Source organism: Acinetobacter gandensis (assembly GCF_001678755.1).
Taxonomy (GTDB): domain Bacteria; phylum Pseudomonadota; class Gammaproteobacteria; order Pseudomonadales; family Moraxellaceae; genus Acinetobacter; species Acinetobacter gandensis.
The window spans coordinates 210,147-232,949 of sequence record NZ_LZDS01000026.1; the positions used below are offsets into that span (position 1 = coordinate 210,147).

The window sequence follows — 22,803 nt, forward strand, 5'->3', positions numbered from 1 at the left end:
ATGGCAGTTCGCCGTATTGAAGGTATGTTACATCTCGCGAACGAAGACCGTTATGCGATTTTAGTTGGTCGTTTTAATAGCTTTGTTGTTGAACATTTGCTAGAAGGTGCCGTTGATACATTGAAACGTCATGGCGTATCAGAGGATAATATCACTGTTGTTCATGCACCAGGTGCTTGGGAACTTCCAGTGGTTGCAAAGAAACTTGCAGCTTCAGATCGTTTCGATGCCATCATCGCGCTTGGCGCAGTGATTCGTGGTAGCACGCCTCACTTCGATTTTGTTGCTGGCGAATGTGCCAAAGGTTTAGGCGTTGTTGGTCTAGACACTGGCTTACCAGTAATTAATGGTGTATTGACTACGGATAGTATTGAACAAGCGATTGAACGCTCGGGTACAAAAGCAGGTAATAAAGGTAGTGAAGCTGCCTTGACTGCTATTGAAATGGTTAACTTGTTAAAGGCTATTTAACGCTATGTCGCAAACACTTCAAGCAACTTATGCAGCAAAACGTAAAGCACGTCGCTTTGCTGTACAAGGAATTTATGAATGGCAAATGAGCCGCAATCCTGTGCATGAGATTGAAGCACGTACGCGTGTGGAAAATGCCATGCACAAGGTAGATCTCGGCTATTACCACGAGTTATTGACCGAGGTTGTTGCCAATCATGAAGCATTGGATGCGCTTTTAATCCCTGTACTCGATCGCGAAGTTGAAGCCTTAGATGGCGTTGAACTTGCAACCCTTCGTTTAGGCGCGTATGAACTCAAAGAACACCTTGAGATTCCTTACCGTGTCGTACTCGATGAAGCGATCGAGTTAGCTAAACATTTTGGCGGTGCAGACAGCCATAAGTACATCAATGGTGTATTGGATCGTTTAGCGACTACATTGCGTGCAGCAGAAAAGCAACAAGCTAATTAATTTATTAAGTAGCACGTTGTATGGCTGAGTTCTCTATCATTGATACCTATTTTAATCGTCACAGCAGCAGTGCTGTCGATTTAGGAGTCGGTGATGACTCAGCCTTGCTCACCCCTCCTCCACAGCAACAATTGGTCATCTGTGCCGATACTCTCGTTGCTGGACGTCATTTTCCTCTCGACACCAACCCACATGCCATTGGTTGGAAATCTGTTGCCGTCAATTTATCTGACATTGCTGCAATGGGCGCCAAACCGCATAGTATTTTACTGGCATTAAGCCTACCCCAAATTGATCATGAATGGCTCAAAGGCTTTAGTCAGGGTTTATATGATTGTTGCGATCAATTTGGTGTGAGTTTAATCGGTGGGGATACCACTCAAAGTCCTCATCTGACGATTTCAGTCACAGCATTAGGCTGGGTCGATATAGGCAAAGCAGTAACCCGCTCAGGCGCTCAAGTTGGTGATTTCATTTGTGTCAGCGGTCAAGTTGGCGATGCTGCGTATGGAATACAGCATTTAGGACACCCACTGCAAAAGCGTTTAGATTATCCAACACCACGTTGCCAACTTGGTCAACAGCTCAAAGGCTTAGCTCATAGCATGATCGATGTCTCTGACGGCTTGGCTCAGGACTTAGGACATATTTTGCATGCCTCTAAAGTGGGTGCAGAAATCGAGTTAGATCAACTTCCTATCGACGACCATGTAAAACAATTACAACAAGAATCCCAATGGCAGTATGCACTCGCGGGTGGTGATGACTATGAGTTATGCTTTACAATAAGCCCGCAGAATTATCAAAAACTTCTGCAACTAGAATTAGATGTAAACATTCATAAAATTGGTCAAATTACTGAGCCACTCGGGCTGCGTTACAAAAACTACGGCACTGACCATATACTAAAATTTCAGGGATATCAGCATTTTGCATAAACCAGCCATTAACTTCAAACAAATGTCTTGGGCCAACAGAATAATCGCATTCTGTGGCGTGGGCTTTGGTTCTGGTCTTGCTCCCAAAGCACCGGGAACATTTGGCTCTGCGTTTGCTTTATTGTTTATTCCTGGTTGGCTTGCAATTGGATTTATCAACTCCATTATTGTCATGATCATCATGTCAATTGTCGGCATATTTATTTGTGGTCAAACCGCGAAAGTGATGGGCGTGCATGACGATGGGCGCATTGTCTGGGACGAGTTTGCAGGACAGTCTATTACTTTCCTTCCCGTTTTATACCTCGGACAAATGAACTGGACTTGGGCACTGATTGGTTTTGCCCTATTCCGTTTATTCGATGTATGGAAGCCTTGGCCTATTCGTGTCATTGATCGTCAAGTGGGTGGCGGTTTTGGCATCATGTTTGACGATATTATTGCGGGCCTTTGGGCTGCGCTTTGCATCTGTATTTATTTTTATATTTCGTCTATGTAATAGAAACACCTAGGATTTAAAATGTCTACGAGCGTTATTATTCTTGCTGCAGGTAAAGGAACACGTATGCGTTCAAATTTACCCAAAGTATTACAACCACTTGCAGGACAACCTTTACTCGGCCATGTCATTCACACTGCAAAAAAACTACAAGCAGCAGAAATAATTACCATCTATGGGCATGGCGGTGATCAAGTACAAAAAGCATTTGCCCATGAAAATATAAAATGGGTTGAACAAGCTGAACAATTGGGAACAGGTCACGCAGTGAAAGTAACCCTGCCCGTTTTGGCTAAAACAGGTGTATCACTGATTTTATCTGGTGATGTTCCATGCATTAGTGAAGATACTTTACAAAAACTACTCAATGCATCTACTCAAACAGGTATTGGCTTAGTGACCTTAACGGTTGCTGATGCGACAGGTTACGGGCGCATTGTGCGTGAAAATGGTAAGATTCAAGCCATTGTTGAACATAAAGATGCTTCTGAAGAACAACGTAAAATCAAAGAATTTAATACCGGTATTTATGCAGTGAGCAATGCCAAATTGCATGAATGGCTACCAAAATTGAGCAATAATAATGCGCAAGGTGAATATTACCTGACCGATATCGTTGCCATGGCGATTGCTGACGGTCTCGAAGTTGCATCTGTAGAACCAGAGCGTGCATTCGAAGTCGAAGGTGTGAATGACCGTGTACAATTAGCGGCATTAGAGCGTGAATTTCAAAATTTCCAAGCAAAACAGTTAATGCAACAAGGCGTTCACCTCATCGACCCTGCTCGTTTTGATTTACGTGGCACATTAAAAGCAGGTCAAGATGTTCGCATTGACATTAATGTGATCATTGAAGGCAATTGTGAGCTCGGTGACAATGTCGAAATCGGTGCTGGTTGTGTAATAAAAAATACGCAAATTGCCGCAGGCACCAAAGTTCAACCGTATAGTGTATTTGACAGTGCTATTGTGGGTGAAAATACGCAAATTGGCCCATTCTCACGTTTACGCCCAGGTGCAAAATTAGCTGCAGAAGTACATATTGGTAATTTTGTTGAAGTAAAAAATTCAAGCATTGGCTTAGGCTCTAAAGCCAATCACTTCACCTACTTAGGTGATGCTGAAGTGGGTGCTGGATCAAATATTGGTGCAGGCACCATTACCTGCAACTATGATGGCGCAAACAAATTTAAAACCATTATCGGTGACAATGCCTTTATTGGCTCAAACAGCTCATTAGTCGCTCCTGTCACCATTGGTCATGGTGCAACAGTGGGTGCTGGCTCAACCATTACACGTGACGTGGCAGACAATAGCCTTGCGGTAGAACGTTCTAAGCAATTTGCCAAAGAAAACTATCAACGTCCCCAAAAATTGAAGAAATAAGAGGATAAAATTATGTGTGGTATCGTCGGTGGCGTTGCAGAACGTAGTATTACCAATATTTTAGTAGAAGGTTTAAAACGCCTTGAATACCGTGGTTATGATTCAGCAGGATTAGCACTGATCAATAAAGGTCACGTCCTTCGCGAACGTCGTGTTGGTAAAGTTGCAAATTTAGAGCAAGCTGTAGAAGAAGCTGACATTACAGGTTCTGTCGGGATTGCACATACGCGCTGGGCAACCCATGGCAAGCCAACAGAGAATAATGCCCATCCACATATTTCTGGCACAGTTGCTGTTGTTCATAACGGTATTATTGAAAACTATCAAGAGCTTAAAGATGATCTTGAAGCTTTAGGCTATGTATTTACCTCACAAACAGATACCGAAGTTGTTGCACATTTAGTCAATGATGCCCTAAAAAGTACGCCAAGTTTATTGGAAGCGGTAAAGCAAGTTGTTCCTCAACTCAAAGGCGCTTATGCACTGGGTATCGTACATACCGACCATCCTGATGAATTAATCACGGTACGTGAAGGTTCACCACTTGTGATTGGTGTAGGTATTGGTGAAAACTTTATTAGCTCTGACCAATTGGCACTACTTCCAATTACCAATCGCTTCATTTACCTTGAAGAAGGTGATATTGCGCGTTTAACCCGTAATACCATTGAAGTATTTGTTGATGGTCAACTCGTGAACCGCCCAATTAAAGAGCTAGATGCAACGGTAAGTAACGCATCGAAAGGTGAATACAAGCATTACATGCTCAAAGAAATTTATGAGCAACCTGAAGCGATTAAGCAAACGATCTCTCAGGCATTAAATGGCAATGTACTACGTGATGATTTCTTAATCAATGCGACTGATGCTTTTACTAAAATTCAGCAAGTACAAATCATTGCCTGCGGTACCAGTTACCACGCTGGTATGATTGCCAAATATTGGTTTGAGCAACTCATTGACGTACCTTGCCAAGTTGAAATTGCTAGTGAGTTCCGTTACCGCTCACCAGTGATTGTGAATAACACCCTGTATGTGTGTATTTCTCAATCTGGTGAAACTGCCGATACGCTTGCTGCACTGCGTGATACACAAAAGCGTGCTGGCGCTAAGGGTTTAGATATTACCACCATGACCATTTGTAACGTTGCGACGTCTTCAATGGTCCGTGAAACCAACTATAGTTTGTTGACACTTGCAGGCCCTGAAATTGGTGTCGCTTCAACCAAAGCATTTACTACGCAGCTTGCAGCACTCATGCTTTTAGTTCTAAAAATGGGGCAAATTAAGCAGACCATTTCTGAAACTCAAATTGCTGAAATTATTGCAGACTTGTGGCATACGCCTAAGGTGATTTTAGATACGCTGCAAAACAATGCAGAAATTTTGCGTTTATCTGAGCTGTTTGTTGAAAAAAATCACTGCTTATTCTTAGGCCGTGGTACTGAGTTCCCTATCGCACTTGAAGGTGCTTTAAAACTCAAAGAAATTTCATATATTCATGCAGAAGGTTATGCTGCCGGTGAACTTAAACATGGTCCATTGGCTTTAGTGGATAACGACATGCCTGTTGTGATTCTAGCACCGAAAGATGACATGCTGGATAAACTCAAATCAAATATGGAAGAAGTCCAAGCACGTGGCGGTGAGTTATTTGTTTTCGCTGATGAAAATAGTGGGATTAAAGCCAAAGAGCGTCAACACGTGGTTTATGTGCCAAGCGTGAATGAAATCTTGGCACCGATTGTGTATAGCATTCCAGTACAACTGCTCTCTTATCATGTTGCAGTGCTACGTGGAACAGATGTCGATCAGCCACGTAACTTGGCGAAGTCTGTGACGGTGGAATAATTTGAGGGTATTAAAAAGGGCGCTTAAGCGCCCTTTTTATTCAGTTTTATTTTTCAAAGAATAATGATATTAGTTCACTTTTATTTCTTTGCCACGGATATAACCATCTACATGCAATTCTAATTGCTCAATAGCCCACTCAACATCACTCTCAATTGCTGTAAGCCCTGAAATTCGCTCAAAAATAGGCAATAACTGTTCTAAAGGATAATGTTTTTCAAATGAGCGGAGAATACGACTATGATCAGTCACTTGAGTATCTTCCTGATCAATCAATAGCTCTTCATACAATTTCTCACCAGGACGTAGTCCAGAATAGCGAATTGCTATATCGCCAATATCTGTTCCTTCTTCACGAACTTTTAAACCACTTAAAGCGATCATTTGACGTGCTAAATCCTGAATTCGAACAGGTTCTCCCATATCTAACAAAAATACATCACCACCTGTGCCGAGAGCTCCAGCCTGAATAACCAATTGTGATGCTTCGGGTATTGTCATGAAGTAACGTGTGACATCAGGATGTGTAACGGTAATTGGTCCACCTTTGGCAATTTGCTGTTTAAACAAAGGTACAACCGAACCTGAAGAACCTAGAACATTACCAAAACGCACAATACTAATTTGTGTTTGATTTTGCGCCTCAGCCATTGCTTGGCAATATAGCTCTGCCATTCGCTTCGAAGCACCCATCACATTGGTTGGGCGAACTGCTTTATCAGTTGAAATCAATACAAAGGTTTCCACGCCTTTTTTAACAGCTGCATTTACACTAAATGCAGTCCCTACAGAGTTATTTTTCAAACCTGCTAATGGATTACACTCTACAAGTGGAACATGTTTATAGGCCGCTGCATGGTAAACCGTTTGCACGCGGTATTGTTCAATGACTCGCTCAAGTTTAGCTTCATCTAATACTGTTCCTAAAATTGGAATAATTTCAATATTACAATTCAGACGTAGCTCTTTATCAATGCTATATAGTGCAAACTCAGTGAGTTCAAATATTACTAATTTCTGTGGATGGTTTTTAATAATTTGCCGACATAACTCTGACCCAATTGAGCCTCCTGCTCCTGTTACCATCACCACTTTATTATGAATATTTTTAGCGAGCAGCTCAGGAATTGGTGGTACTGGATCGCGACCTAATAAATCAATAATATCGACTTCACGAATATCTGAAATTTGGATATCACCATCTACAAGCTTAGTTAAGCCAGGAATTTCAGTAATTTTGATATGAGCAGGTTCTAAAAATTGAACAATTTCACTTTTACGTGTACGTCCAACTGAAGGAAGCGCAATTAATATCTCATCTATTTTTTCATTATTGAGATGTTTAAGTCCTTGATCAGCATTATAAACTTTTAATCCACCAATAATTTGCCCTGTAAGTGACTCATCATCATCGATAAAAAATAATGGAAAATGCTCATCAGAACGATTTAACATAGCCGCAATTTGTTGACCTGCGTAACCTGCACCATAAATCACAATTTTTCTTTTGGGCATATTCGTCTGTAAACTCGCTCTCACAATAAAACGAATTGCGCTACGACTAAACCACACCCAAGCAAACATTAAAAAACCAAACATCAACGGAATTGAAGTTGGTATAAATGCATGACTACAATACGCTAAAGCATATAAACCTAAGATTGTTAATCCTGTAGCAATTGCTAAACGCGTAAAAAAAACTTCGTTAAATGTACGAACAATAAAATGATAAAGTCCACAAATGAGTGACATAGCTACAGCAAGAGTACTTACCCAAAGTGAGCCGTATGCGATATTAGGAACAACTTCAGCACCTAAATTAAATTCACGTAACGCATAACAAAACCAAATGAGAACTGGAAACGCTAAAAAATCTAAAATTACTAAAAATAATTGTTTGGCGTATCGAGGAGAATTCACCAAGGGCATAATGACTGATTTCACAGGATTAGTCTTCTCTATGCTATTTATATAATTGAACTAAAAATGTTTTTAGTCGATCTAGCATTTTTAAACAAATGTAAAAATGTAAGCGAGTTCAATTACTGAGACTCGCCACACAGAAAATGAATTAAATTTTTGAAAGTACACTTTGAATTGCGTGAATTGTTGTACTTAAACTACTTTCACTTAAGGTTGGATGCACAATAAACATCAGACTAGTTTCTCCAAGTTTTTGTGCATTTGCTAAACGCTGTTCAGGGCGCCAAGGCGTTTCATCAAAAGCATGTTCTAAGTAAACTTCAGAGCATGAACCGCTAAAACATGGGACACCTTGTACCGTGATTTCATTCATAATGCGATCACGTGACCAACCTTCTGGTAAATGCTCTGCATTCACTTGCACATAACATTTATATGCTGCATGTACATATTCCTCACTTGGTTGTGAGACAGTAATATATGGTGTTTCAGCAAAGGCTGCATAGATTTTCTGCATATTTTCGTTACGGACCTTGGTCCATTCAGCCATTTTTTTCAACTGAATACGCCCAATGACTGCTTGCATTTCCATCATGCGCCAGTTGGTGCCAAACGAATCATGTAACCAGCGGAAACCTGGCGGGTGTTGTTTGTTATAAATACTGTCGAAGTTTTTACCATGGTCTTTATAAGACCACATTTTTTTCCATAACGCTTCATCATTGGTGGTGACCATACCGCCTTCACCGCCAGTGGTCATGATTTTATCCTGACAGAAAGACCATGCACCAATATGACCAATTGAACCCGCAGATTTACCTTTATATTTTGCACCGTGTGCCTGTGCACAGTCTTCAATAACATAAATGCCTTTATCGTGCGCTAGCTGCATGATTGGATCCATATCACACATCCAACCCGCCAAATGCACACAAATAATAGCTTTAGTATTTGGTGTTAAAACAGCTTCAATCGTACGCGCAGATATATTTTGTGAATCTAACTCTACATCTGCAAATATAGGGTTTGCACCAGCCGTCACTATGGAACTTGCAGAAGCGAGAAACGTACGTGAAGTCACAATCACGTCATCCCCTGCCCCAATACCTAAGGCTTTTAGTGCAACATCGAGTGCAACCGTACCGTTTGCCAAAGCTACGGCATATTGAGTTTCTGCAAAAGCGGCAAATTCTTTTTCAAATTCACGGCATTCTTGACCCGTCCAATAGTTTACTTTATTTGACAGTAAAACTTTTGATACAGCATCTGCCTCTTCTTGCGTAAAGCTTGGCCACGGTTCAAATGCAGTGTTTAACATATCTCTTTCCTAAATTGATTTTTTAAAAATCTTTATTTCTTCTCTAAAATTCGGGCTGGATTACCTACAACAGTAACACCTGCGGGAACACTTTTAGTCACGACTGCCCCCATACCAACCACAGCACCTTTACCAATCACTAATGGTTTGTCTGGGGTACCTTGTTTGATCACCGCACCAGTACCAATATAGGCATGATCTTCAATGTGAATATTGCCATTGCATTTTACACCTGGTGCAAATGTGACATAGTCACCAATAATGCAGTCATGTTCGACGTAACTGTATAAATTTGCGTGAAAACATTTACCGATTTGAATATTTGACGTTACTGTTACAAATGGGCTTAATGCTGCACCTGCGGCAATAATAGCCCCATCCATAATAATAGTATTATTCGCTTGAACCGACCAAAGTTCAATTTCATCTTGATCGAGTTTATTTGCCAATTTTTCACGCACTTTGCTATTTGCGATCGCAATTAAAACTGATTTCCGAGAACTCTTTAAGACCTTGAACATTTCGTAGCTAATTGCTTGATGTCCATTAATTACAGTCGGTTCCGCTAGATTGTCATCTATAAAATAGATGTCAGCCTGAATACCTGTACGCGCTAAATGCTCTCTTGCAACAGGCATAAGGCTTCGGCCGCAGCCAGAAGCGCCATAAATCGCATACAGCGTTTCAGTCATGATGTTGCTCCGGTTTAGTGCCTGTGAACTTTGTCATGGTCGCTTCACCTTCTGCACTAATGTCATCTTTAGCAATAACCTTTTGCACAGTTTTCAACATGATTTTAAAGTCCAATACGGTTGACTGGTTTTCGACATACCATGTGTCCAGCTTGAATTTTTCTTCCCAGCTAATGGCATTACGACCATTTACTTGTGCATGACCTGTCATACCTGGGCGAACATCATGGCGCTTTGCTTGCTCTGCATTATAGAGAGGTAAATATTCCATAAGTAATGGACGTGGGCCAACCACACTCATATCACCTTTTATGACATTCCAAAGCTCAGGCATTTCATCCAAGCTCGTTGAACGTAGCATTTTGCCAAATTGCGTCAAGCGCTCACTGTCTGGCAACGGATTGCCTTGTGAGTCTACAGCATCTTTCATGGTACGGAACTTGATCATTTCAAAGGGCTTGCCATGTAAACCGGGACGCACCTGGCGAAACAAGACCGGAGAGCCCAGATTTTTTTTCACTTTGTAAGCCACAAAGGCATAAAGTGGTGAAAGCAGGATCAGGGCGATGGAGGCGATGATAATATCGAGAAGGCGTTTAATCATTAAACTTTCCTTGTTTTCTTGCACCCTCTATTAAAATGGCTTCTAATTTTTTTGCCAACATATCTCTTGAGAAATCATTTAAAGCAAGAGATTTTGCATTTCTACATGCTTGATTATATTTTTCTTTATTGTTTAAAAAATTTTCTACATCATCAATCGTTTCTTTGATTGATTTCCCCCAAGCTACGAGACCACATTGATTATTTTCAATAATATCTTTTTGCCATCCACCATAATTAATTAATATAGGTTTTGAAGCAGCAAGAGCATCGAAAAATTTATTTGCAGAATTAGCTTGGATAGCTGGAATATTTATTGCAAAACTAGAAGCCATAGCAGCATATTTTAAAAAATAAGGGATCTCTGTTTTAGGAACCTGTTTACGAATATATAAAGTTTGATTTAATACATCTTCATTTATAGCTCTTTTATAAACTTTATCGAACTCCAATCCATCTCCTATTAACAAAATACTAATACTCGATTGGCGGTTTTTTAATTCTTTAGCTAGATCAACAGCGATACCCACATCATTAACTATACCAAATGTACCGGTATATATGATTAGATCTCCTTCAGGGAGCCATGCGTTATGGGACTTAAAAATTTCAAAATCATTAGATTGCACTTCAAATAGATCGTTATCACAACTATTTGGTATGATTGACACCTGATTTTCAGGATAACCAGTTGCAATTACTCCTTCTTTCATACCTGGAGATAAAGCTACTATATGGGCAGAATTTTTATAAGCCCATTTTTCCAATTTTTTGGCTAAGAATATTTGATACGGCTTTTTTAAAATTCCCATAGCGATAGGTACTTCAGGCCATAAATCTCGGACTTCAAAAATCATCGGAATTTTTTGTTTACGTGCACCAAGAACACCGGGTATGGCAATAGTTAAAGGCGTACTTGTTGCGAAAACTATATCAGCAGGAATAGTCGCTATTTTTTGCATAGAAGCATAAGCAAAGCGTAAAAATGCCTGAATCCGCTGTTTATAAGACATTTTATTACTATATGGATTAGGAAACCAATGGACCTTTATTCCATCAATTTCTTCATTAAACCAATCTAGATGATTTGTCTCCTGAACCCAAGAGGTTATCATATGAACCTCATGACCAGCGGCAACTAAACGCTTAGCCATTTCATAAGAACGTGTGCCACCAGACATTTGAGGAGTATTAAAATATTGATGTAAGTAAATAATTTTCATAATAAATCTAGAATAACATTAAGCTCTTGTTTAGAAATCTCTTGAATATTAAATTTTTCTAATAAAAAATTTCGATTTGATTCTTTATTGACAAAAAAATCTTCGTTTGAAATAATTTTTTGAAACATTAATTCAGGATTTTCATTACTAATAAAATAAGCTTGATTATACTTGCCAAGCATTTCATAACAAATAGGGATATCTGAAGTAATTATTGGCATACCATAAGTAGCCAATTCACACATCATAACTCCTTGAGAATCTAATCTAGTAGGCATTAAGGCAACCTTAGCTTCATTCAATTTGTCAAGTAATTGATTTGGCTTGTAAAACCTATCATCCCAATCAATATTATCTAATTTAGGATTATGTTTAAAAAAATCGCCCTTACCAATTATTTTAAATTTAAATTCAGGATATTTTTTAGCTAATCTATACACCACATCCATACAATACTTGGAGCCATCTAATGGTCTTATAGTAATAAAATCATATATTTTTTTACTTTCTTTATCATAAGTATTTACTGAAAAAATTTCATTAATTGGATTATGAATAATAAAAGTTTTAGACAAGTACTGAAGTTTTAAATTTTTTAATGCTTCATCTTTCATCCAGTTACTAACGAATACGAACTTAAAACTACTACTGCGAATAAAAAAATTTGAAATTATATTAAGCTTAAAATAATCATATATTATTCTTAATAACTTATTTTTTTCTTTATCCCAACTATAAGGCTTAGGATAGTATTTATTTACTTTTAAAACTTCATGACCATGAATAAAAAAAGTCACATTTTCAATTTTATTTTTTTTTAAAAATCTAACATGATTTTTCAAATTTGGCGCATGCGAAACAAAGGAATCAAATTTATGAAGACCTATTTCTTTAATTTCTTTCTCAGAATAAACTTGAATACCATCCCATACATATGATTTTTTGGCTTTAAATGAAAGTATTGAAATTTTAAGATCAACATTCTCATTTAAATAAAGCTTATTTCTAGTATGTACATAAGCCATAGGATAGGCATTAATTTCACTTGGATAATCTTCAACGATAACTAGAATATGCTTAGACATTCTTTCTGACACCTTTAAACTTGATAAAATATAAAAAATAGCCAATTAAAAAAAATAAAGGAATTACTGCTTTATTTGATGAAAAACTATCTTGCAAGAATCCAGAAAGCAATAAACAAAATAAATATAATTTCATGGAAATGAAATATTTATTTTGTTTATTTTTTAAGAAAATAATACTAATCAAAAATAATATAAAAACAATTAGATAAAAAATCCCCCCTTCTAAAAGAAGCTTAAGATAATAATTATGCATTTCATTTGTATTTTTATTAAAATGACTTAAAGCACCCAAACCATGCCCGATAAAAATATTTTCATTTATTTTCCCAATTGGTTCAGCCCATATATCCCCTCCCCTAGCCTCATATGAAGCTAAAACTCCTTCTAAAGTGAATCTATTATTATCACTTTTAGAAATAGAAATCTTAATAATACTAAATAACCACATAGAAGCAATTACAGAAAAACTTATAATTAAATACTTATAAAATATATTAGTTCTAACATATATATATATAATAAATCCCAACAAAACACCTAATAGACTTACTCTAGACTGGGTTAAATATACGGCATAAGCCAAAAATAACCCCAATAAAAACCCTAAAACTTTAAAACTTAAACTTTCTTTTTCATAAAAGAAACTTAGACTTATAAAGAAAAATAAAGATAGTAAAGAGCCAACTTGAAATGCTGCTGCTTCTCCAATTAATGCTAAACCATATGAAAAAGCTTTATCTGCACCCAGTAAAGATCCAAGATTCCCTGATATAATCTGATAGAATATCCAAAGAAAATTAAGTCCCAAACATATATATAATGTTATTTTTATAGTAGTATTATTAAAGGAATTAAATTTCCCACTAAAATACCCTAAACAAATAAATGAAAAAAATAAAAAATATTTAGAAAAATATATCCAATTAAAAAATTGGATATCATAATATAAAACATCACTATATAAACTTAAAAAAAAGCTAAATATTAAAAAAATAAAATAGATAATACATGGCATGATTTTCCTATCAAAGCAGAATAATATAAAATATGGTAATACAAAAAAAGCATATATTACTGTAACAATTTCTTCTAGTCTTATATTTGCCACAAATCTAGGTAATATAAAAAAAGAAAATATAGCAATAAATAGAAAAAAATTATGAATATTTTTTTTATCTAATAGATTAGTCATATTAAACCTACTAACACAACTATTACGGGTGAAATAATGGCCACTCCTAAGAAACGTCCTAGTAAAAGCGAATATACATCAAATTCAGCATTTAGTAACTTTTTATCTATTGATCTTGATATCCGAGGTTCTATATATAAAGTTAACACTAAAGTAGCAAAAGCATTAACCACTCCCGAAAGCTGACTGATTGTTGATCTAAACTCGTAAAAAACTAAGGCAAAATAAAAAGATAAAAAAACTGCAATACTATAGGAGCAAAAAATTAAAGCTGAAAAAAATACCATTTTTTTATTAATTATACCTTTTACCTTATATTTAGGGATATCCCCAATATATAAAGTCTTGTAAATACTCTTTAATATTGATTTAAGATAGCCAGTATTTTGACTATATTCCTCAATAACACTAATAAAAAAAAATATAATTTTTTCTCTCAAAATATATGCTATTAAATAGCTTACTGTAGCAAATACAAGTGAAAAAATAACCATAATCAAGTATGTATTTTTATCAATTCTACTATCTATAATAAAACCTAAAACTGGCATTAAAAAAATAAAAAAGAATCTTGTTCCAACAAATGCAGTTTGTTGTAAAGAGTAGGAAATCAATCGATTATCCGTTCTAATACCTGCAATTCTTGAGTAAAAACTAAGAAACTCAATAAAATGAATACTAGAAAAAAGGAAAATCACTAATACTATTAAATATAAATTCATTACATATAATTTCTTCAGTAGTACATATTTATAAAAAAATTAATTCGTGCTTAAATCATCAATTAATATATTTATAATCTTTTTAGCTGCTTTTCCATCCCCATATGGGTTATGTGCCATTGCCATTACTTGATATAAATCTGGATTTTCTAAAAGCTCGATAACTGACTGTTGGATTAGTTGTGCATTAGTACCAACTAGTTTAACAGTACCTGCTTCCACTGCTTCTGGACGCTCTGTAGTATCTCGCATCACTAACACAGGCTTACCTAATGAAGGCGCTTCTTCTTGAATACCCCCAGAATCAGTTAAAATTAAATAACTGCGGTTCATTAAGTACACAAAAGGCAAATAATCCTGAGGTGCAATCAAATGAACATTAGAAATATCAGAGAGCAATTCGTTGACAGGTTTTTGTACGTTCGGGTTTAAATGGACAGGATATACGATTTGAACCTCAGGATACTGCTTGGCAATATTAGCCAAAGCTGAACAAATATTTAAAAAACCTTGACCAAAGTTCTCACGACGATGTCCTGTTACTAAAATCAGTTTTTTGTTTGGATCTAAAAAATCAAATTGCTGTTCAAATTGTTTAATAATAGCTCGATCTGTTTCTACCTTATTTTTCACTGTTAACAAGGCATCAATTACTGTATTGCCTGTGATAGTAATACTTTTAGGGTTTATATTTTCTCTAATTAAATTACTATAAGATGACTGAGTTGGTGCAAAATGATATGTAGTTAAGGCTCCGGTTAATCTACGATTAGCCTCTTCCGGCCACGGGGAGTAAATGTCGCCTGTACGTAAACCAGCCTCTACATGACCCACAGGAATTTTATGATAATATGCGGCTAAAGAGGCTGCAAAAGTTGTTGCAGTATCACCATGTACTAATACAATATCTGGCTTCCATTCAGCGAAAACTTTTTCTAAACCTTTTAGTACACCAGAGGTGATATCAGATAAGGTTTGTCCTTCTTTCATTAAATTTAAATCAAAATCAGGGACAAGACTAAAAAGATCAAGTACTTGATCTAACATTTGTCTATGTTGCCCAGTAACACAGACTTTAGTTTCAAAACAACTAGCTCTTTTTTTTAGCTCTAAAGCTAATGGTGCCATCTTAATAGCTTCTGGTCTCGTACCAAATACTAACAATACTTTCTTTTTCACAGTATTATCCTATAATCGAATTGAGCTATCTTGTTTATTTAATGCATATTTTAAATCATATAAGACATGTAAAGGCTTGCCTAAAGTATGTATTTCTCTAGCCGTCATTTGTTTAAACTGCTCATGAGCTACAGCTAGAATAATTCCATCATAATTATTTTGAATTAATTCTTTTATAGGCCTTAAACCATATTCTAATTCTGCTTCTGAAGGATTAACCCAAGGATCATAGATATCTATATCAAGCTCATATTCTTTTAAAGCTTTAACCATATCTACAATTTTGGTATTACGGATATCAGGACAGTTTTCTTTAAAACTCAAACCCATTACTAGAATTTTTGATCCAGTTACCTGTATGCGTTTTTTTACCATCTCTTTGATCAGTTGAGTTGCGACATATTCTCCCATACGGTCATTTAAACGGCGTGCCGCTAAAATTATTTCTGGATGCAAACCCAAAGATTGAGCCTTATGTGTTAAGTAATACGGATCCACCCCAATACAGTGTCCACCGACCAGACCTGGACGGAATGGCAAGAAATTCCATTTAGTACCGGCAGCCTGCAATACTGCTTCAGTATCAATTCCCATTTTATTAAAGATCACGGCCAGTTCATTAATCAGGGCAATGTTGACATCACGCTGAGTATTTTCAATTACTTTTGCCGCTTCAGCCACTTTAATACTGGTTGCTTTATGCGTACCTGCTTCAATCACCAGGTTATACACCTGATCCACAAATTCAGCAACTTCAGGCGTAGAACCTGAGGTAATTTTCAGAATATTGGTGACACGGTGCAGCTTGTCACCCGGGTTAATTCGCTCCGGACTATAACCGGCAAAGAAGTCCTGATTAAATTTTAGACTAGATACTTGTTCCAGAACTGGAATACAGGTTTCTTCAGTCGCACCTGGATATACAGTAGATTCATAAACCACGACATCGCCTTTTTTAAGTACCTGGCCAATACTGGTCGAGGCTTTAACAAGGGGCGTTAAATCTGGCTGCTTAAACTCATCAATTGGTGTTGGCACAGTAACAATAAAAAAGTTACAAGATTTAAGATCTTCTAAATTTGCGCTATATGTTAAATGTGTAGATTGTACTAATTCTTCTGGAGATACCTCGAGCGTATGGTCCTGCCCTGAACGCAGCTCATCAATTCGTTTTTGGTGAATATCAAAACCCACTACAGGTACTTTTTTACCAAATTCAACAGCTAGTGGTAAACCCACATAGCCCAACCCAATTACAGCAATTTTTAGTTCCGAGAGTTGCAACATTCCAGAGCCTTATAATTTATGATTTAATCATGTGAAAAACGCCTCATAATATAGCAGAAATCGCCCTTATATTTTTCGAGAATTATTATTTTTCGTAATCGAAAATTATAACTGCAAAATTAAACGTTTATTTTTTAACCAATATATTAATATTTGATTTTTAATACCTATTTTGTAAATTAAATTATTTTTTCTTCTTGAAAGAAAATGTGTTTTATTTCACACAAAACTCATTACATTGCTGCAACACATTTTGACAGCAAATCCTAGGATGTTTACTTTACATAGTATAAAATGTTCCGTTATATATTTTAAAAATCAGGCTTTTGCCTTTTTTACAATTCAATTATTTTTATAAGTAGGATTTCGAGTGAGTTACTATCGTTATAGCTTCTTGTTAGCACTCAGTTTAGGTATGACGGGTTGTGCAATTACATCAGGTCTTCAAACATATGACCTTCCTAAAGAAGGCACTTATCAAACTGAGCTCGGGTCTACTGTAAATGTGATTAAATTATCCCAAGATAATTTAGCAGCGGTTCAGCCTGCGCAAATTAATCAACAAAATTTTGCACACCTTTTTAATCAGCAACAAAAAAATTATCGGTTAAGTTCAGGTGATATTTTATCTATTTATTTATGGGCATATCCAGAAATAACACCACCTACAAATACAATTAGCAACCAAGAAGCCATTAAGTCAAATGGTTATCAGATTGATCAAAATGGCTACATTCAATTCCCAATCATTGGTCGTTATAAAGCAGCAGGTAAATCACTCAATCAAGTCAATCAAGAATTACGTAACCAATTAGCACGTTACTTAAAAACACCTGATGTGATCGTTCGTGTGCTTTCCTACCAAGGCCAGCGTTATTCAGTGCAAGGTAATGTAATGAAAGGCGGTCAGTTTAACCTTACCGATCAGCCTACAAGCATCTACACTGCACTTGGCCTTGCCGGTGGTGTAAATAGTCAATTTGGTGACAATGCCTCATTAACTTTGGTTAGAAATGGACAAAGTTATGCACTCAATAGTATTGAACTTGAAAAAGCTGGATATTCTTTACACAACTTACTCATCAAACCGAATGACACAATTTATGTCAACTCACGTGAAAACCAAAAAATTTATGTGATGGGAGAGTCTGGTAAAAACCAATCTTTACCAATGCGTGAACAAGGCATGAGCCTCAGTGATGTCCTAGGTGAAAGTCTAGGTATTAACTCACTTTCAGCAAGTCGAGGTAAAATCTACGTAGTGCGTAGCGATATGAACAGCCCGATGACTGAAATTTACCATTTAGATTTAACCAGTATTGGTGACTTCGGTTTGGCCAATCAATTTAAAATGCGTAGTAATGATATCGTCTATATCGATGCATCTGGGTTGGCACGTTGGCAACGTGTAATCAATCAGGTGATTCCATTCTCAAATATAATTTATAACTTTGATAGAATGGGTCAATAATGCATTTTAAGAATATCCTCGTCGTTTGTGTGGGTAATATTTGCCGTAGTCCAATGGCTGAGTATCTCCTAAAAAAAGATCATCCCGACCTGAATATTTATTCAGCTGGAATCTCAGGTATGATTGGGCATGCTGCTGATGCAAAAGCGCAACACTGTATGCAAAAAATTGGCATCGATATGAGTGGACATATTGCCCAAAAATTAAATGCTGAACTGATCAAAAAATCAGATTTAATTTTGGTCATGAGTTCAAATCAACAAAAGCATATTGAACAGACATGGCCATTTGCAAAAGGAAAGACTTTTCGTTTAGGTCATTGGCAAGGTAAAAATGTGCCTGACCCATACCAGCATGATCAGGCTTTTTTTGACCAGACCTCAGAACTGATCCAATCTTGCGTTGCAGATTGGACTAAACAAATTTAACTTTTGATGTACGATTATGAGCCAAAATACCAATACAGAAGATACAATTGATTTAAAAGAATTATTTTTCTCTCTGATTGCACAGTGGAAGTTAATTGCTCTATGTGTAATTTTAAGTCTTGTTTGTGCTTTACTTTATTTAAGAGCAACACCGGATACTTATTCAGTCAATGCTTTAGTACAAGTGGAAGAGAGTAAAGGGACTTCTGCTGCACTCTTAGGTGATCTATCAGGCATGATTGATCAAAAGCAGCCTGCCCAAGCAGAAATTGAGATTCTTAAATCACGTTTAGTTCTTGGTAATGTCATTCAGAGTTTACATCTCGACCTAAAAATTTCCGGTACAGAAAATTCTTTCACTGATCGCTTATTTTCCCCGCATGAATATGTCACAGAATATAAAAATAAATCAGTAACTTTTAAAGACGATGAAAAAAGTTTTGAAGTCCGTCAATTTAATGTGCCTAACGTATATCGTGATAAAGACCTCAGTTTAAGCTTCGAAGATAATCTCATTACACTGATAGATACCGAAACTGAAGAAAAAATTCTGACTGCGAAGCTCAATCAAGCGAATTCATTACGTACCACTGATGGATCGTGGGATATTTCGATTTTTACCCGCGACAAGTTAAAAGATCACTACCTAATTCAAAAGCAGTCTCTACCTGCTGCAGTTGACAGTATTTTGGCAAATTATTCTGTTGCTGAAAAGGGTAAAATGACGGGCGTGCTGGGACTAGACTACCAAGGGCAAGATAAAGAACATATTACACAAGTTTTAAATGCCATCCTTGCAGCCTACAGTCATCAAAATATTGAAAGACGTTCAGCTGAAAGTGCACAAACATTAAAATTCCTTGATGAACAACTCCCTGAACTAAAACAACAACTGGATGTTGCGGAACGCGAATTTAACAAATTCCGTCAAGAGTTTAATACGGTAGATGTCACTAAAGAGTCTGAGTTGTATTTAACTCAAAGTATTACACTCGAAACCCAAAAAGCACAGCTTGAACAAAAAGTAGCTGAGGCGTCTGCAAAGTACACTAGTGAACATCCAGTGATGCAGCAAATGAATGCACAACTTGGTGCAATCAATAGCAAAATTGGTGAACTCAATACAACTTTGAAAAAGCTTCCAGATTTACAGCGTCGTTATTTACAACTTTATCGTGAAGTTGAAGTAAAACAACAACTGTACACTGCTCTACTTAACTCTTATCAACAATTACGTATTGCGAAAGCAGGTGAAATTGGTAATGTACGGATTGTTGACACAGCAGTTGAACCTATTGCGCCAATCGCACCTAAGAAATTACAAATTTTAATTCTCTCTATTTTCCTAGGTGGCTTCTTAGGAACACTCTTAGCACTCCTTCGCAATATGATGCGTTCAGGTATCAAAGATTCAACTGAAATCGAAAACAACCTTGATCTACCTGTCTATGCAACGGTACCGCGTTCTCCAGTTCAAGAAAGCCGCATTAAACTGTTGAAGAAGAAGAAAACAATTCCTGTACTTGCTGTTAAACACAGTGATGACATTGCGATTGAAAGTTTACGTAGTATGCGTACTGCAATTCACTTTGCTTTATCGTCTGCAAAAAATAATTTGATCATGATTTCAGGTCCAGCACCTGAAGTGGGTAAATCTTTTGTTTCAACGAATTTAGCGACTATTTTGGCGCAGAGTGATAAGCGCGTACTGATTGTTGATGCCGATATGCGTCGTGGTTACTTAAATAAATACTTCAATCAAGACAACCAACCAGGTCTTTCTGAGTATTTAAATGGTCAGCGTGATCTAGACAGCATCATTAAAACCACTGAAATTCCAAATTTGAGTGTGATTACTCGTGGTAAAAGCCCTTCTAATCCATCTGAGCTTTTAAGTTCTGGTAAATTCAAAGAATTCTTAGATTTGATTTCACCGATGTTCGATCATGTGATTATCGATACCCCGCCTGTACTTGCTGTAACTGACGGTATCATCATTTCACAATTTGCAGGTGTGAATCTTGTCATCGCGCGTTATGCAAAAACCCAGATGAAAGAACTTGAACTCACTGTAAATCGCTTTGAACAAGTGGGTGTCAAAGTTAATGGTATTATCTTGAACGATATCCAGCGTAGTTCTGCTGGTTATGGTTATGGTTATAACTATTCATACGGTTATAAAGCAGCTAAAGATCAAGACTAACTTTCAGCTATTAAAAAAAAGCCAGTGTTTATACACTGGCTTTTTTATATAAGTAATAAACAAACACCTAAAGATTATGTATAAAAAATGTTTTATATATTCATGCTGTTATAGTATAAAAATTAGAAGATGACTATGATGAACTTTCCTACGCAGTGTTTGCTCTAACTTTGTTAGCAATCGCATGTTAGGAAAAGTCTGCTAGAATTTCAGCAACTTTTTACATATAAAATAATTGTGGGAAAATATATGAGTAAGGCCCTACCTATCGCTGTCGCTGTTCTACTCGGCGGTGCCGCACTTGTTCCTGTTTACTATGCAACCAAGACACCTGCTACGCAATCAGCAACATCAACTCAACCTGCTGCAAATGCTTCAGCTGTCGCTAAAATCAGCTATGCTCTAGGTTATGAAGTTGCCCATCAAACGCCTCCAGAATTAGATATTGATAGCTTTGTCACTGGCGTTCGTGCAGGCCATGCTCGTACTAAACCAGCTTATACAGAAGAAGAACTGCAAAAAGCATATACTGAATTCCAGCAAGAAATGCAGAAAAAACAACTGCAAAGTAATCAGCAAGCGCAAAGTTCAAGCGATAATTTTTTAAATGAAAACAAAGCAAAAGCAGGTGTTAAAACTACAGCGTCTGGCTTGCAATACCTAACAACGAAAGAAGGTACAGGTAAACAACCTCAAGCGACTTCTGTAGTAAAAGTGCATTACACGGGTAAGCTTGTTGACGGTACTGTATTTGATAGCTCTGTAGAGCGTGGAGAACCAATTGAATTCCCACTGAACCAAGTAATTCCGGGTTGGACTGAAGGTCTACAGCTCATGAAAGAAGGCGGTAAAGCAACGCTTTATATTCCAGCTAATCTCGGTTACGGTGCGCAAGGTGTTCCAGGAACCATTCCACCAAATAGCACATTAATTTTTGATGTAGAACTCATCGAAGTTAAATAATAAAACTATGCAGGAGAGCCTAACAGCTCTCCTGCTTTATTTTGAGATAAAAGCATGAAATTAGGACTGGGTTTATTGTGTTTAGCACTGTGCACAAGTAGCACCTTTGCCAAAGACGTTAATAATAAAAGTAGCGCCGCAGAGCAAGTCGGTTATAGCTTTGGCTATTTAATGGGTCGCAGTAATGCCGAATCTATTAAAGATCTCGATATTGATGCTTTTGTTTCAGGATTAAAAGCAGCATCCAAAGGTCAAGTGTCGTCGCTCAGCGATGAAGAAATGACACGTGCCTTAACCCAATATAAAAAGCAAGCTGAAGCAAAACAACTCATTGAGCTGAAGCAAAAAGCTGATGCAAATGCAAAAATTGGCAATGCTTTCCTAAGTGAAAATACGAAAAAGCCCGGCATTCAAATCACAAAATCTGGCTTACAGTATCAAGTGATTCAACAAGGTAAAGGGAAAACGCCAAAAGCCAATTCAACGGTCAAAGTACATTATGAAGGTCGTCTTTTGGACAATACGGTATTTGATAGTTCTATCGCACGTAACCAACCTGCTATGTTCCAAGTGAGCCAAGTGATACAAGGTTGGACTGAAGGCCTACAACTGATGAAAGAAGGAGCAAAATATCGCTTCTTTATTCCTGCGAATTTAGCTTATGGACAAATTGGCTCAGGCGATGTCATTGAGCCAAACAGTACACTCATCTTTGATGTTGAACTCATCGAAGTTGTGAATAAATAAAATTCTAAAAATGTTTAAACTGGGCGTAATGATCAACTGATCACGCCCAATGCTCAATTATTTAATTTCCACTTTCTTTATTTATTTTCAATCATCAAAATTTCACATTGCCATCATAGATTTAGATAAATCATTTTTGCTATTTATGCTTTAATTTCTAAGCAT

The 22,803-nt window shown here is 36.9% G+C and carries 21 protein-coding genes; 11 read left to right on the forward strand and 10 right to left on the reverse strand.

Features of this window, described 5'->3' with window-relative positions:
- Genes ribH through glmS form a run of 6 tightly spaced genes read left to right on the forward strand, consistent with a single transcriptional unit; the run spans position 1 to position 5,599 of the window.
- Entirely contained in the window at positions 1 to 471 is a 471-nt protein-coding gene (gene ribH, locus A9J31_RS11010) for a 6,7-dimethyl-8-ribityllumazine synthase (protein ID WP_067765591.1), read from the forward strand.
- Positions 472 to 475: 4 nt separating this feature from the next.
- Positions 476 to 925, forward strand: a complete 450-nt coding sequence (gene nusB, locus A9J31_RS11015; protein ID WP_067765594.1) for a transcription antitermination factor NusB — start codon at positions 476 to 478, stop codon at positions 923 to 925.
- Between the two features lie 20 nt (positions 926 to 945).
- The gene (gene thiL / locus A9J31_RS11020; protein WP_067765597.1) at positions 946 to 1,863 is read left to right on the forward strand and encodes a thiamine-phosphate kinase; all 918 of its coding nucleotides are present in this window, start codon (positions 946 to 948) and stop codon (positions 1,861 to 1,863) included.
- A gap of 22 nt (positions 1,864 to 1,885) precedes the next feature.
- Complete coding sequence (locus A9J31_RS11025) at positions 1,886 to 2,362, forward strand: phosphatidylglycerophosphatase A family protein (protein ID WP_067765764.1); 477 nt, start codon at positions 1,886 to 1,888, stop codon at positions 2,360 to 2,362.
- Between the two features lie 21 nt (positions 2,363 to 2,383).
- Positions 2,384 to 3,748, forward strand: a complete 1,365-nt coding sequence (gene glmU / locus A9J31_RS11030; protein ID WP_067765600.1) for a bifunctional UDP-N-acetylglucosamine diphosphorylase/glucosamine-1-phosphate N-acetyltransferase GlmU — start codon at positions 2,384 to 2,386, stop codon at positions 3,746 to 3,748.
- Positions 3,749 to 3,760: 12 nt separating this feature from the next.
- A complete protein-coding gene (gene glmS, locus A9J31_RS11035) occupies positions 3,761 to 5,599 on the forward strand; it encodes a glutamine--fructose-6-phosphate transaminase (isomerizing) (RefSeq protein ID WP_067765603.1) in 1,839 nt (612 codons plus the stop codon).
- A 69-nt stretch (positions 5,600 to 5,668) separates the two neighbouring features.
- Here the strand turns inward: glmS and A9J31_RS11040 are convergent, their stop codons facing one another.
- From A9J31_RS11040 to tviB, 10 genes are all read right to left on the reverse strand, one after another.
- Positions 5,669 to 7,543 (reverse strand): polysaccharide biosynthesis protein, encoded by a 1,875-nt coding sequence (locus A9J31_RS11040; protein ID WP_067765606.1) that lies wholly within the window; start codon positions 7,541 to 7,543, stop codon positions 5,669 to 5,671.
- 127 nt (positions 7,544 to 7,670) lie between these two features.
- Positions 7,671 to 8,840 carry a DegT/DnrJ/EryC1/StrS family aminotransferase gene (locus A9J31_RS11045; protein WP_067765609.1) on the reverse strand — a complete coding sequence of 390 codons (1,170 nt, stop codon included), beginning with the start codon at positions 8,838 to 8,840 and terminating at the stop codon, positions 7,671 to 7,673.
- A gap of 32 nt (positions 8,841 to 8,872) precedes the next feature.
- Positions 8,873 to 9,532, reverse strand: coding sequence for a NeuD/PglB/VioB family sugar acetyltransferase (locus A9J31_RS11050; RefSeq protein ID WP_067765612.1), 660 nt, complete (start codon positions 9,530 to 9,532; stop codon positions 8,873 to 8,875).
- Positions 9,525 to 10,136, reverse strand: a complete 612-nt coding sequence (locus A9J31_RS11055; protein WP_067765615.1) for a sugar transferase — start codon at positions 10,134 to 10,136, stop codon at positions 9,525 to 9,527. Before A9J31_RS11055 ends, A9J31_RS11050 begins: the two co-directional genes overlap by 8 nt.
- Positions 10,129 to 11,358, reverse strand: a complete 1,230-nt coding sequence (locus tag A9J31_RS11060; RefSeq protein ID WP_067765618.1) for a glycosyltransferase family 4 protein — start codon at positions 11,356 to 11,358, stop codon at positions 10,129 to 10,131. Before A9J31_RS11060 ends, A9J31_RS11055 begins: the two co-directional genes overlap by 8 nt.
- A complete protein-coding gene (locus A9J31_RS11065; protein WP_067765621.1) occupies positions 11,355 to 12,443 on the reverse strand; it encodes a glycosyltransferase in 1,089 nt (362 codons plus the stop codon). Before A9J31_RS11065 ends, A9J31_RS11060 begins: the two co-directional genes overlap by 4 nt.
- Entirely contained in the window at positions 12,436 to 13,638 is a 1,203-nt protein-coding gene (locus tag A9J31_RS11070; RefSeq protein ID WP_067765624.1) for an O-antigen ligase family protein, read from the reverse strand. The genes A9J31_RS11065 and A9J31_RS11070 overlap by 8 nt, the downstream gene beginning before the upstream one ends.
- A complete protein-coding gene (locus A9J31_RS11075; protein WP_067765627.1) occupies positions 13,635 to 14,360 on the reverse strand; it encodes a lipid II flippase family protein in 726 nt (241 codons plus the stop codon). The genes A9J31_RS11070 and A9J31_RS11075 overlap by 4 nt, the downstream gene beginning before the upstream one ends.
- 39 nt (positions 14,361 to 14,399) lie before the next feature.
- Positions 14,400 to 15,539, reverse strand: a complete 1,140-nt coding sequence (gene wecB / locus A9J31_RS11080) for a non-hydrolyzing UDP-N-acetylglucosamine 2-epimerase (protein ID WP_067765630.1) — start codon at positions 15,537 to 15,539, stop codon at positions 14,400 to 14,402.
- A gap of 9 nt (positions 15,540 to 15,548) precedes the next feature.
- Entirely contained in the window at positions 15,549 to 16,826 is a 1,278-nt protein-coding gene (gene tviB, locus A9J31_RS11085; RefSeq protein WP_067765633.1) for a Vi polysaccharide biosynthesis UDP-N-acetylglucosamine C-6 dehydrogenase TviB, read from the reverse strand.
- A gap of 415 nt (positions 16,827 to 17,241) precedes the next feature.
- On the opposite strand from tviB, the gene A9J31_RS11090 reads away from it, so the two are divergent.
- The 5 genes from A9J31_RS11090 (at position 17,242) to bamJ (A9J31_RS11110) (ending at position 22,638) form a co-directional block, all read left to right on the forward strand.
- Complete coding sequence (locus A9J31_RS11090) at positions 17,242 to 18,297, forward strand: polysaccharide biosynthesis/export family protein (protein WP_067765767.1); 1,056 nt, start codon at positions 17,242 to 17,244, stop codon at positions 18,295 to 18,297.
- Complete coding sequence (locus tag A9J31_RS11095) at positions 18,297 to 18,725, forward strand: low molecular weight protein-tyrosine-phosphatase (RefSeq protein WP_067765636.1); 429 nt, start codon at positions 18,297 to 18,299, stop codon at positions 18,723 to 18,725. The genes A9J31_RS11090 and A9J31_RS11095 overlap by 1 nt, the downstream gene beginning before the upstream one ends.
- A 16-nt stretch (positions 18,726 to 18,741) precedes the next feature.
- Entirely contained in the window at positions 18,742 to 20,928 is a 2,187-nt protein-coding gene (locus A9J31_RS11100; protein ID WP_067765639.1) for a polysaccharide biosynthesis tyrosine autokinase, read from the forward strand.
- Positions 20,929 to 21,177: 249 nt separating this feature from the next.
- The gene (bamJ, locus tag A9J31_RS11105) at positions 21,178 to 21,891 is read left to right on the forward strand and encodes a BamJ family beta-barrel-assembly machinery protein (RefSeq protein WP_067765642.1); all 714 of its coding nucleotides are present in this window, start codon (positions 21,178 to 21,180) and stop codon (positions 21,889 to 21,891) included.
- 54 nt (positions 21,892 to 21,945) lie between these two features.
- Positions 21,946 to 22,638 (forward strand): BamJ family beta-barrel-assembly machinery protein, encoded by a 693-nt coding sequence (gene bamJ / locus A9J31_RS11110; protein ID WP_067765645.1) that lies wholly within the window; start codon positions 21,946 to 21,948, stop codon positions 22,636 to 22,638.
- The last annotated feature ends 165 nt before the right edge of the window (positions 22,639 to 22,803 follow it).

Excerpts from the sequence above, each read along its gene's own strand:
- ribH (WP_067765591.1), top strand. The coding sequence starts at position 1 with ATGGCAGTTCGCCGTATTGAAGGTATGTTACATCTCGCGAACGAAGAC.
- nusB (WP_067765594.1), top strand. The coding sequence starts at position 476 with ATGTCGCAAACACTTCAAGCAACTTATGCAGCAAAACGTAAAGCACGT.
- thiL (WP_067765597.1), top strand. The coding sequence starts at position 946 with ATGGCTGAGTTCTCTATCATTGATACCTATTTTAATCGTCACAGCAGC.
- A9J31_RS11025 (WP_067765764.1), top strand. The coding sequence starts at position 1,886 with ATGTCTTGGGCCAACAGAATAATCGCATTCTGTGGCGTGGGCTTTGGT.
- glmU (WP_067765600.1), top strand. The coding sequence starts at position 2,384 with ATGTCTACGAGCGTTATTATTCTTGCTGCAGGTAAAGGAACACGTATG.
- glmS (WP_067765603.1), top strand. The coding sequence starts at position 3,761 with ATGTGTGGTATCGTCGGTGGCGTTGCAGAACGTAGTATTACCAATATT.
- A9J31_RS11045 (WP_067765609.1), bottom strand. The coding sequence starts at position 8,840 with ATGTTAAACACTGCATTTGAACCGTGGCCAAGCTTTACGCAAGAAGAG.
- A9J31_RS11050 (WP_067765612.1), bottom strand. The coding sequence starts at position 9,532 with ATGACTGAAACGCTGTATGCGATTTATGGCGCTTCTGGCTGCGGCCGA.
- A9J31_RS11055 (WP_067765615.1), bottom strand. The coding sequence starts at position 10,136 with ATGATTAAACGCCTTCTCGATATTATCATCGCCTCCATCGCCCTGATC.
- A9J31_RS11060 (WP_067765618.1), bottom strand. The coding sequence starts at position 11,358 with ATGAAAATTATTTACTTACATCAATATTTTAATACTCCTCAAATGTCT.
- A9J31_RS11065 (WP_067765621.1), bottom strand. The coding sequence starts at position 12,443 with ATGTCTAAGCATATTCTAGTTATCGTTGAAGATTATCCAAGTGAAATT.
- A9J31_RS11070 (WP_067765624.1), bottom strand. The coding sequence starts at position 13,638 with ATGACTAATCTATTAGATAAAAAAAATATTCATAATTTTTTTCTATTT.
- A9J31_RS11075 (WP_067765627.1), bottom strand. The coding sequence starts at position 14,360 with ATGAATTTATATTTAATAGTATTAGTGATTTTCCTTTTTTCTAGTATT.
- tviB (WP_067765633.1), bottom strand. The coding sequence starts at position 16,826 with ATGTTGCAACTCTCGGAACTAAAAATTGCTGTAATTGGGTTGGGCTAT.
- A9J31_RS11090 (WP_067765767.1), top strand. The coding sequence starts at position 17,242 with ATGACGGGTTGTGCAATTACATCAGGTCTTCAAACATATGACCTTCCT.
- A9J31_RS11095 (WP_067765636.1), top strand. The coding sequence starts at position 18,297 with ATGCATTTTAAGAATATCCTCGTCGTTTGTGTGGGTAATATTTGCCGT.
- A9J31_RS11100 (WP_067765639.1), top strand. The coding sequence starts at position 18,742 with ATGAGCCAAAATACCAATACAGAAGATACAATTGATTTAAAAGAATTA.
- bamJ (WP_067765642.1), top strand. The coding sequence starts at position 21,178 with ATGAGTAAGGCCCTACCTATCGCTGTCGCTGTTCTACTCGGCGGTGCC.
- bamJ (WP_067765645.1), top strand. The coding sequence starts at position 21,946 with ATGAAATTAGGACTGGGTTTATTGTGTTTAGCACTGTGCACAAGTAGC.